Origin of the sequence: Rhodococcus sp. NPDC019647, from assembly GCF_044389235.1 — a bacterium.
Classification (GTDB): Bacteria; Actinomycetota; Actinomycetes; order Mycobacteriales; family Mycobacteriaceae; genus Rhodococcus_F; species Rhodococcus_F oxybenzonivorans.
In genome coordinates this window covers 205,811-214,492 of sequence record NZ_JBIRXS010000006.1, presented here as the reverse complement: position 1 = coordinate 214,492, position 8,682 = coordinate 205,811, and the positions used below count along the sequence as shown (strand labels likewise).

Genomic DNA, 8,682 nt, shown 5'->3' with positions numbered 1-8,682 from the left:
CCCGCGGAGCACCGGCGTCCAGAAAACGGCAGGTTCGGCACCGATGGATACTGAGGCCATGCCCGAGCGACTCGACACCCCAGGGATCGATGCGGCGGACTTCCGGGTCCATGTCGTCACGCAGGCCATTCGTCTCTTCGCCGAGAACGGCTACGAGGCCACCACCGTCGAGCAGATCGCGACGGCCGCGGGCGTGTCCCGCCGCACCTTCTTCCGTCAGTTCCGCTCCAAGGAAGACGTGATCTTCGCCGACCACGAATCGTTGCTCCAGCAGGCGGGCGACTACCTGACGTCGGAATCCGACGACCCGTGGGCGGCGGTCTGCAGCACCGCCTGCCTGGTGTTCGACCGGTTTCAGGAAAACCGGGAACTGTCCGAGCGCCGGTACCGGGTGGTGCAGCGCGTCCCGGCGCTGCGCGACCGTGAGATCGTGACCGGCGTGCGGTACGAGCGATTGTTCGTCGACTACCTCCGGAACGTGGTCCCTACCGAGCCGGTATTGAAGGTGATCGGATTCGCGGCCGCCGTCACCGCGTGCCACAACCATCTCCTGCGGAACATGATCAAGGGTGACCCGGCGGCCACCGCCGATGCGCTGGAACGCGCCCTGCTCGACGTTCGCCGGACGTTCGGGGTCGCCGCGGGCGCGCCGTCGCGGGAACAGAATGCGGTGGTTGTCGTGTCGTATCCGCCGGGGACCCCGGTGGACAAGATTACGGATGGCATCGCGGCGCAGTTGTCGCAGCGTCATCCCTGAGGCGCCGTCACTCTTGACTGGCACTCAGTGCCGTGGTTGACTGCACAGTACTAGCAGTACTATGCCCGACGACGAACATTGTGGCACGCGTGGCCGAAGATAGCCCTGGCACGGAGTGCCGCTCGAGTTCGATGCCGTTGCAATCGACAAGGAGCGCCAACATGGCCGGAAATCCGGACTTCGATCTGTTCAAGCTCGCAGAAGAGCACGACGAACTGCGGTCCGCGATCCGCGCGCTCTCCGAGAAGGAGATCGCGCCATACGCGAAGGAAGTGGACGAGGACTCGCGGTTCCCCGAGGAAGCGCTCACCGCTCTCGTGAACTCGGGTTTCAATGCCATTCACGTTCCGGAGCAGTACGACGGCCAGGGCGCCGACTCGGTCGCCACCTGCATCGTGATCGAAGAGGTCGCCCGCGTCTGCGGCTCCTCCTCCCTGATTCCTGCAGTGAACAAACTGGGCACCATGGGCCTGATCCTCAACGGCTCCGAGGAGCTCAAGCAGCAGGTGCTGCCGCAGCTGGCTTCCGGTGAGGCGATGGCCTCGTACGCTCTCTCCGAGCGCGAAGCCGGATCGGACGCCGCGAGCATGCGCACCCGCGCGAAGCAGGAGGGTGACGACTGGATCCTCAACGGGTCCAAGTGCTGGATCACCAACGGCGGCAAGTCGAGCTGGTACACCGTCATGGCCGTCACCGACGCCGACAAGGGTGCCAACGGCATCTCCGCGTTCATGGTGCACAAGGACGACGAGGGCTTCGTCGTCGGCCCCAAGGAGAAGAAGCTCGGCATCAAGGGCTCACCCACCGCGGAGCTGTACTTCGAGAACTGCAAGATCCCCGGAGACCGCATCATCGGCGAGCCCGGCACCGGGTTCAAGACGGCGCTGCAGACCCTCGACCACACGCGGCCGACCATCGGCGCGCAGGCCGTCGGCCTCGCGCAGGGCGCTCTCGACGCGGCAATCGCGTACACCAAGGACCGCAAACAGTTCGGCAAGTCGATCAGCGACTTCCAGGCCGTGCAGTTCATGCTCGCCGACATGGCGATGAAGGTCGAGGCCGCGCGCCTCATGGTGTACACCTCCGCCGCCCGCGCGGAGCGTGGCGAGAAGAACCTCGGTTTCATCTCCGCCGCCGCCAAGTGCTTCGCGTCGGACGTCGCCATGGAGGTCACCACGGACGCAGTCCAGCTGTTCGGTGGAGCCGGCTACACCACGGACTTCCCGGTCGAGCGCATGATGCGGGATGCGAAGATCACCCAGATCTACGAAGGCACCAACCAGATCCAGCGCGTCGTCATGTCGCGTGCCCTGTTGAAGTAGGCGGCTACGCCGCCCGTGCGCCTTTTTGGTAGCTGCCGCTACCAAAAAGGCGCACGGGCATGACTAAGGAGAATCGTGGAACTAGTAGGAGTGATCGGCGGCGGCACCATGGGCGCCGGCATCGCCGAAGTATGTATCAAGGCCGGTAGCTCGGTGCTGATCCTCGAAACCAAGCAGGAGTACGCCGAGGCCGCGCAGGGTCGGATCGAGAAATCGCTGGCCCGAGCGGTGAAGGCAGGCAAGCTCGACCAGGACGCCGCGGACGCCGCCCTCGCCCGCGTGCGCGTCACCCTCGACATCGACGACTTCGCGGACCGCGATCTCGTGATCGAGGCTGCACCGGAGATCGAGTCGCTCAAGACCGACATCTTCCAGAAGCTCGACAAGATCGTGAAGCCGTCCGGCATCCTGGCGTCGAACACGTCGTCCATCCCGCTGATCAAGATGGCCAACGCCACGCAGCGCCCCGGACAGGTCGTCGGTATCCACTTCTTCAACCCGGTTCCGGTGATGCCGCTGGTCGAGATCGTGGTCAGCCTGGTCACCTCCGAGGAGACCGTCACCGTAGTCACCGACTACGTCAAGAACACCCTGCGCAAGAAGACGGTGCGTGCCGGCGACCGCGCGGGATTCATCGTCAATGCGCTCCTCATCCCGTACCTCACGTCGGCGGTCCGCATGCTCGAGTCGGGCTACGCCACCGCCGAGGACATCGACGAGGCGATGAAGGGCGGCTGCGGCTACCCGATGGGTCCGCTGACCCTCATCGACACCGTGGGCCTCGACATCACCCTGGCCGCGGCGGAGTCGCTGTATGCCGAGTTCGCCGAGCCCCACTACGCCCCGCCGACGCTGCTCAAGCGCAAGGTCGATGCGGGACACCTGGGCAAGAAGAGCGGTAAGGGTTTCTACGACTACAGCTAGTTCCGTGTCTGCGGGAGCCCGTCGCGACGTCGCGGCGGGCTTTCGCCGTTCTTGACCGCGTACCCCATATAGGAGATGGCGGTGCTGCGCACCTGCCCGAAGTCGAGTCGCCGGCTCAGCTCTCCGTAGGTCAGTGTTCGTCCGCCTGCCCGGGCGAGGTCGAGGAGGCGCAGTGGATTTTTCGACCGCGGCCCGAGTCCGACGACCTCTCCGAGTCGCAGCCCGTGCCGCTTCATCACGGATTCCAGTTCCTGCGGCCGCACGCACATGGACCAGTCGTGGATGGGTGTATCGAACATTCTGGTCATACGCCATTCCTGCATGATCTTGATGGCCACCAGTTTGCTGACGAAGGTCCGGTTGATGGTGTCGAACAGGTACAGACCACCCGGCTTCAGCGCCCTGGCCGTCTCGGCGATCACGCCGTCGAGATCGGAGACGTGTTCGAGGACATCGCAGCAGTAGACGACGTCGAACGAGGCGTCGGGCACCGGCAATTTCTCCCCGGCACCGATGCGGTACTCGATGTCCAGATCGGCGTCGGTGGCGTGCCGGCGCGCCGTAGCGATCGACACCTCCGACGGGTCGACCCCGACCACCCGGAAACCGATGTGGGTGAACTCCTCGGCGAGAAATCCGCCGCCGGAGCCGACGTCGAGTGCGCAGAGACCGCGATAGTCCGACCCCAGATGCTCGGTGAGCACCGTGCGGAAGTATGCGAAACGTCCCGGCGTGAGGCTCCCGTGCAGCAAGTTCAGTGGGTTGTCCTCCTCCCACCACGACTCGCCTCGACGGTTGTAGACGTCGTTGTCGATGACCACGGACCACCTTCCCGACCCAGGACGCACGAAGACACGGTCCACCCTTCCCCTGCGCGTCGATCTCTTCAACCCGGCGGGTGTGCGCAATGCTCGTTCCATGACAATCCGGGCCGCACACGTCGGCATGGTGCTCGGTGGGTTCACCGTCGGCGTGGCATCGACCTCGCCGATGCCCACCGAGTACGCGTTCGTGATCGTGAGCTCCCGCGACGGGACGCTGTACACCAGCGGCGTCGTCGGCGCAGTCCTCGGCGCGCTCGTCGCCGTGGTGGTGGCCGCACGCCTGCGCTCCCGACTCGGCCTGGCGATGTCGGCGGTGTCCGGCCTGACGCTTCTGGCGATCGGCCCGGTGGTCGGGTCTTCGCCGTTCGTGCTGTACACCAACGGGATCGGTGTGGGACTTCTGCTGGGCGGATTGGCGGGTCTGTCCGGCGCGAGCGACCGCGCCCGACTCCAGACCGCCCTCGCGGCGGGCGTGGTCGGCGGGCTGCTCCTGGCGGGACCACTCGACCAGTACCGGCACTCCACCGCTGTGCCCTCGAGGTACGCGGACTACCTGTCCGAGCCGCAGCACAACACGGATCTGCTCGCCCTGGCGTTCCTCGCCGTGACGGCGATCGTGGTGGTGGTCGCGCTACAGTCCGGCGACTTCGACGCGTCGTCGGAGTCCTCGCCCGACCGCCCCACAAGGCCGCTGGTGGTGGGATTGATCCTGCCTGTGCTCGGACTGCTGCTGTACTGGCAGCTCGTCCGGGCGATCGATGCTCTGGGTACCGGCCCCGCAGTGCAGGATCGGTGGATACTCGGGGTCGCTCTGGTCCCGGTCGTCATCGCCGCGGCAGTGTGGTTGGAGAACCGCACCGGAACAGTGCTTCTCGCGGCGACGGCGTTCATCGCGGCGAGTGAGGGCGCGCAGACGGCCTGGTTCACGGATTCGTGGCTGTGGTTACTCGTTCCCGCCGCACTCTTGGCGCTCGGCGCGGCACTCGGCCGGAGTCTGACCCAACCCCTGTTCGGCATCGCGGCGCTCACCCTCGTGGCGGTGTCGGCGGTCTTCGACACGGCGCGCTGGGACAATCTGCAGACCGGTGCCGTGGTGCTTCTGCTGCCGACCGCCGCCGCGTTCACCCTGACAGCGAGCCTGCCGTCGAGCACACCCGTGGTGACCACGTCGCTGGCTGGACCGGCGGTGTTCGCGATTCCCTTGACAGCCGATTTCGGTTGGACCGCCTATACGCCCCTGAAGCGAGGCGATTCCACGTTCGAACCGAGCGCGTGGGACGGAATGTCGACCGCGGCTCCGGTGGTCGCGGTGGTGGCGTGCGGGCTGGCGATCGCCTATCTCCAGCGCCGACCGGCCCGATAGTGCCAAGCTGGTTCATGGCACTTCATCGGCGGGCTTTCCTGTTGGCGTGCGTCCTGGCTCTGGGAGCTGCGTGCACGACCACCGATCCGGGGACGGGCCCGGCCACCTCGGCGAGCGCGGCCGCGTCGGGAACGGAATCCGCCGATCCGGCGCAGGCGGCCGGGGTGATGACGATCGTGCGCGACGCGATGGCGCAGGCCCACCTACGGGCGGTGATCGTCCGTGTCACGGTGGACGGCAAGGAAATCGTCACCGAAGCCGTCGGCGAGTCGATGACGGGAGTGCCGGCAACCACCGACATGCACTTCCGCAACGGCGCGGTAGCCATCTCGTACGTGTCCACGCTGCTGCTCCAACTCGTCGACGAGAAAAAGGTGAGCCTCGACGACAAGGTGTCGACGTGGCTGCCCGACATTCCCCACACCGACCGCGTGACGCTCCGTCAGCTCGCCCAGATGACCTCGGGCTACGTCGATTACGTGCTCGGCAATACCGACTTCGACAAGGCGATCTACGCCGACCCCTTCCGTAATTGGACCCCCGAAGAACTTCTGGCCTACGCCACCTCCAAGCCACTGCTCTACGAGCCCGGAACCAACTGGAACTACGCTCATACCAATTACGTCATTCTCGGGTTGGCGCTCGAGAAGATCACCGGTCAGCCGATGACGACGCTCATGCAGGACAAGGTGCTCGGTCCACTCGGCCTGGACAACACCACGGATCCGGGGACGGCGGCGATCACCGAACCGGTCCTGCACGCGTTCTCGTCCGAGCGACGGGAGGCACTGCAAATTCCACCCGGCACCTCGTTTTACGAGGAATCGACATTCTGGAACCCGTCGTGGACGATCACCCATGGCGCCATCCAGACCTCGAACATTTACGACCTCCACGAGACTGCGATAGCAATCGGCACAGGCAAACTCCTCTCCCGCGAGTCCTACGAGGCCATGATCTCGACGGACCTGCGGGGCAAGACGACCGCGCTGCCCGGCTGTCCCACGTGCTTCCCGCAATCGGACGACTACACCTACGGCCTCGGGCAGCCCATCGTCGGCAACTGGTTGATGCAGAATCCCCTCTTCAGCGGATATGCGGCGGCCGAGGCGTACTTGCCGTCGAAGAAGATCGCGATCGCCGTGGCCGTCACCTATGACCAAGCCGCGTTCGACGACACCGGTGCGTACAAGAACGAGGCCGATATTCTGTTCCGGAAAATCGGCGCGTATCTCGCTCCCGACGACGCTCCGGGCATCCCGGCCGGAGCCTGACATGGCGGCGGCTCTTCGGTTGAACACGCGACAGGGCCGTTGGGTTGTCGTCGCCACCGTCCTCGGCTCCGGCCTCGCCCTTCTGGACGGCACGGTGGTGAACATCGCGTTGCCGCACATCGGTGAGGATCTCGGGTCGGGTGTCGAGGGTTTGCAGTGGACCCTCAGTGGTTACACCCTGGCGTTGGCGTCCTTGATTCTGCTGGGTGGGGCTCTCGGCGACCGCTGGGGCCGCAGACGTGTCTTCGTCTGGGGGACAGTGTGGTTCACCGTGGCGTCGGTGCTGTGCGGCCTCGCGCCCGACATCACCTTTCTGGTGGTCGCCCGCATTCTTCAGGGAATCGGAGCCGCGCTGTTGACTCCGGGAAGTCTCGCCTTGATTTCGGCGTCCCTGCACGAGGACGACCGCGGTGCTGCGATCGGACTGTGGTCCGGACTCGGCGGGGTGGCCGGGGCGATCGGGCCGTTGCTCGGCGGGTGGCTGGTGGAAGTGGCGGGGTGGCGATCCGTTTTCTTCCTGAACGTTCCCCTGGCCGCCGTGGTCATCTGGGCGTCTATTCGCCACATACCCGAAAGCCGCGACCCTCATCCGCCGGATCATCTGGATGTCCTCGGGTCGGTGTTCGCGGTGTTCGGGCTGGGCGCCCTCACCTACGGGCTGATCGAAATGAATCCGATCGCCGGTGTGGGCGGGGCCGTGGCGCTCACCGCGTTCGTCGTGGTGGAACGCCGATCCCCCGATGCCCTCGTGCCGCCCGCGCTTTTCACGTCCCGCATGTTCGTGGCAGCGAACCTGGTGACTTTCGCCGTGTACGCGGCGATCGGTGGGGTCTTCTTCCTGTTGGTGATGCAGCTTCAGCTGGTGGCGGGGTATTCGCCCGTTGCCGCCGGCCTTGCCACCATGCCCATCACCCTCGCAATGCTGGCCCTCTCCTCCCGCGCCGGTCGCTATTCGCAGAACCACGGTCCCCGACTGCCGATGACGATCGGCCCCGCGCTCGCGGCCGTCGGCCTCCTCCTCATGACACGGATCGGGGCCGAGGCGTCGTACTGGTCCGACGTCCTGCCCGGCGTGATCGTGTTCGGACTCGGACTGTCGGCCATCGTCGCCCCGCTGACCACCGCGGTTCTCGGATCGGTTCCCGTCGAGCAGGCCGGTATCGCGTCCGGGGTCAACAACGCCGTCGCGCGCACCAGCCAGCTACTCGCCGTGGCCGCGCTGCCGGGCCTCGCCGGGATCGACGCTGCCAGCCTGGCCGAACCCGACAGCTTCTCGCAGGGCTTCCGGATAGCGATGTACCTGTGCGTCGCCATGCTTGTCGTCGGCGCGATCATCGCAGCCGCCCTCATTCGCACGCCGGCGGCGCCCGCACAGGTTCCCCCAGATTCCGTTGCCTGCCAACCACATTGCGACGTCACCGGCCCCGCGGTACAACCGACCAGCGTCCGGTCCGGGACTAGTCCTGAATGACCCGCAGTGTGGTGCCGGGCCCGCGCACTTCCTCGTGCAAGCCCTCCATCTTCACGTCGAGGTGCCGGGCCACGTCGGCGGCGTCTCTCAACTCGTCGAGCAGCGCCTCGGGGACCGCCTTGTCGTATTTGTAGAAAATCTTGTGCTCGAGACTGGCCCAGAAATCCATGGCCACCGTCCGGATCTGGACTTCGACGCGTACCGATTCCACTCGATCGGACATGAAAACGGGCACCTCGACGATCAGGTGGAGACTGCGGTAGCCGTTGGCCTTGGGTTCCGCGATGTAGTCCTTGACCGCCACCACGGTGATGTCCTGCTGACCGGTGAGCATGTCACTGATTCGGTATGCGTCTCGGATGAAACTGCAGGTGATGCGGATTCCGGCGATGTCGTGAATGTTCGCGCGGATCGCGTCCAGGGTGAGCGGGAGTCCTTTGCGGGCGGTCTTGCCGAGGACGCTGTCCGCCGATTTCAGGCGCGACTTCACATGTTCGATCGGACTGTAGTCGTGAATGTAGGTGAACTCGTCCTTCAAGATGTTGATCTTGGTCATCATCTCGTCGATCCCGAATTTGTACGACATCAGGAAGCGAGTGAACTCGCGGCGCTGGTCGAACTCCAGGAGATCTCGCAGATCCTGCTGAGCCTGTCCACTGGCGTCACGTGCCACGTCCGGTCCCGGTGTCGCCATGCGCTCGATGGTACCGGTTGCGGAATGAGGGCCTCCGCTTATAGAGGTCGGGC

Annotated in this window: 8 protein-coding genes; 6 read left to right on the top strand and 2 right to left on the bottom strand. The window is 65.5% G+C overall.

The annotated features are described in order from the left end of the window. The first annotated feature begins 58 nt into the window (after nt 1-58). The 3 genes from ACH49N_RS15305 (at nt 59) to ACH49N_RS15295 (ending at nt 3,003) form a co-directional block, all read left to right on the top strand. Nucleotides 59-757, top strand: coding sequence for a TetR family transcriptional regulator (locus ACH49N_RS15305; protein WP_358273265.1), 699 nt, complete (start codon nt 59-61; stop codon nt 755-757). Nucleotides 758-918: 161 nt separating this feature from the next. Then, the gene (locus ACH49N_RS15300; protein WP_109333462.1) at nt 919-2,079 is read left to right on the top strand and encodes an acyl-CoA dehydrogenase; all 1,161 of its coding nucleotides are present in this window, start codon (nt 919-921) and stop codon (nt 2,077-2,079) included. 75 nt (nt 2,080-2,154) lie between these two features. Further along, nucleotides 2,155-3,003, top strand: a complete 849-nt coding sequence (locus tag ACH49N_RS15295) for a 3-hydroxybutyryl-CoA dehydrogenase (RefSeq protein ID WP_358273030.1) — start codon at nt 2,155-2,157, stop codon at nt 3,001-3,003. Here the strand turns inward: ACH49N_RS15295 and ubiG are convergent. Further along, nucleotides 3,000-3,824: a bifunctional 2-polyprenyl-6-hydroxyphenol methylase/3-demethylubiquinol 3-O-methyltransferase UbiG gene (gene ubiG, locus ACH49N_RS15290; RefSeq protein ID WP_236603213.1), complete on the bottom strand. Its 825-nt coding sequence runs from the start codon at nt 3,822-3,824 to the stop codon at nt 3,000-3,002. The two genes, ACH49N_RS15295 and ubiG, sit on opposite strands and share 4 nt — an antisense overlap. On the opposite strand from ubiG, the gene ACH49N_RS15285 reads away from it, so the two are divergent. The 3 genes from ACH49N_RS15285 to ACH49N_RS15275 are packed head-to-tail and all read left to right on the top strand — an operon-like array spanning nt 3,817 to nt 7,935. Continuing rightward, on the top strand, nt 3,817-5,190 hold the full coding sequence (locus tag ACH49N_RS15285; protein ID WP_358273032.1) for a hypothetical protein: 1,374 nt from the start codon (nt 3,817-3,819) through the stop codon (nt 5,188-5,190). The genes ubiG and ACH49N_RS15285 overlap by 8 nt on opposite strands. A gap of 14 nt (nt 5,191-5,204) precedes the next feature. Beyond that, the gene (locus ACH49N_RS15280; protein ID WP_358273034.1) at nt 5,205-6,464 is read left to right on the top strand and encodes a serine hydrolase domain-containing protein; all 1,260 of its coding nucleotides are present in this window, start codon (nt 5,205-5,207) and stop codon (nt 6,462-6,464) included. 1 nt (nt 6,465) lies between these two features. Further along, the gene (locus tag ACH49N_RS15275; RefSeq protein WP_358273035.1) at nt 6,466-7,935 is read left to right on the top strand and encodes an MFS transporter; all 1,470 of its coding nucleotides are present in this window, start codon (nt 6,466-6,468) and stop codon (nt 7,933-7,935) included. On the opposite strand, the gene ACH49N_RS15270 is transcribed toward ACH49N_RS15275, so the two are convergent. Then, nucleotides 7,922-8,629, bottom strand: a complete 708-nt coding sequence (locus tag ACH49N_RS15270) for a GTP pyrophosphokinase family protein (RefSeq protein WP_358273037.1) — start codon at nt 8,627-8,629, stop codon at nt 7,922-7,924. The genes ACH49N_RS15275 and ACH49N_RS15270 overlap by 14 nt on opposite strands. Nucleotides 8,630-8,682 lie beyond the last annotated feature (53 nt).

Coding starts and splice junctions, on each gene's coding strand:
- ACH49N_RS15305 (WP_358273265.1), top strand. CDS start 59: ATGCCCGAGCGACTCGACACCCCAGGGATCGATGCGGCGGACTTCCGG.
- ACH49N_RS15300 (WP_109333462.1), top strand. CDS start 919: ATGGCCGGAAATCCGGACTTCGATCTGTTCAAGCTCGCAGAAGAGCAC.
- ACH49N_RS15285 (WP_358273032.1), top strand. CDS start 3,817: ATGACCACGGACCACCTTCCCGACCCAGGACGCACGAAGACACGGTCC.
- ACH49N_RS15280 (WP_358273034.1), top strand. CDS start 5,205: ATGGCACTTCATCGGCGGGCTTTCCTGTTGGCGTGCGTCCTGGCTCTG.
- ACH49N_RS15275 (WP_358273035.1), top strand. CDS start 6,466: ATGGCGGCGGCTCTTCGGTTGAACACGCGACAGGGCCGTTGGGTTGTC.
- ACH49N_RS15270 (WP_358273037.1), bottom strand. CDS start 8,629: ATGGCGACACCGGGACCGGACGTGGCACGTGACGCCAGTGGACAGGCT.